This is a genomic window from Polaromonas sp. P1_E3 (assembly GCF_056405935.1).
Genome location: NZ_JBFUBD010000781.1, coordinates 1 through 705, shown reverse-complemented (window position 1 = coordinate 705; position 705 = coordinate 1). Strand labels below are relative to the sequence as shown.

The window sequence follows — 705 nt, the reverse complement described above, 5'->3', positions numbered from 1 at the left end:
GCTTCCAGTACTCGTCGAACGAGCCCCTTTCCCATTGATCGAAGAGAAACTCTTCGTACTCGGGCGCTTCGGACAGCGGGGAGTTTCCGCGGCGCCACGGCATTCTTCTGAACCAGTCGTCGACGTCGATATTCTTCAGGGTGCTGGCGACGGCCGTATTTTCCGATCGCTGGGCAATGCTCGATGCGAAGAGAACGGCCCACGCGGCCTGCTTCAGCTCATAGGCCCCCCCCTGCCGGATGCCGCTCTGGTAGCCGTTTGAAAACCCGCCGGAGTCGACATACATGGCCAGCAGGCCAGGTGCGCCGGTAGATGCCAGGGCCATTTGCGTATGTGCCGCATAGGAAAGACCCTTGGTCCCAATCCTGCCGTCGGACCAGGGCTGCCGCACGATCCAGTCACAGGTGTCATGCCCGTCGTTGGCCTCGCTCAGATACTTCGTGAATGTTCCTTCGGACCCGTACCTGCCACGGCAGTCCTGGTACACAACGATATAGCCCTGGGCCACAAAATACGTTGCCACCTCTTCGCGCGACATGGGGCGCGTGCTCCCCGGTTCGCGTTCGGTGCGGCTTTCAAGGTGCTTCCCATAGGGTGTGCGTTCCATGATGACCGGGAGCGGTTTCGGATCTTCTCCGGGCTCCTGTCTCGGGCGATATATATCGGTCGAGAGCCTCACGCCGTCCCTCATCGGCACCATCACGT

Annotated in this window: 1 protein-coding gene; it reads right to left on the bottom strand. The window is 60.9% G+C overall.

Translation table 11 applies throughout. The features are described from left to right. On the bottom strand, positions 1–691 hold a 691-nt coding region (locus AC1D0Z_RS23495; protein ID WP_477660525.1), incomplete at its 3' end, for a CocE/NonD family hydrolase. Positions 692–705: the final 14 nt, after the last annotated feature.